Source organism: Pseudomonas sp. IPO3778, from assembly GCF_013386825.1.
Lineage (GTDB): Bacteria > Pseudomonadota > Gammaproteobacteria > Pseudomonadales > Pseudomonadaceae > Aquipseudomonas.
This window is the reverse complement of sequence record NZ_JACARC010000155.1, coordinates 1-345: the sequence shown is the minus strand read 5'-3', so window position 1 is coordinate 345 and position 345 is coordinate 1. Positions and strand designations below refer to the sequence as shown.

The window sequence follows — 345 nt, the reverse complement described above, 5'->3', positions numbered from 1 at the left end:
GTCTTCCACCAGGAGGCCCGCCAGGCGTGGCCGCTCGATGATTTTCGGCTGGGCTACCGGACGGTCGATGGCCTGCACCGGGATCTCGCCCAGGGCATGAATGTTCTTGAATACCGGCTCGGCATCCGACGCCAGTTTCATCCGCAACCCGAACAGCAACGCCAGCAGCAGCGCCACGCCGATGGCCACGGCGATCCACGGCGGCATGAATTGCGCCAGGCGATCACGGGCCACGGTCACGCCGCGCCAATGGGGCGACAGCTCGCGCTCATGCTCGCCACGGGCACTGCGAATCGCCGCCGCGGTGCGCTCACGCAGGGCTTCCAACTGGCTGCGGCCGTCGTT

General features: G+C 67.8%; 1 protein-coding gene. It reads right to left on the bottom strand.

The window, feature by feature from the left end; all coding sequences use genetic code 11:
* On the bottom strand, window positions 1-345 hold a 345-nt coding region (locus HX855_RS33000), incomplete at both ends, for a DotU family type IV/VI secretion system protein (protein WP_178948094.1).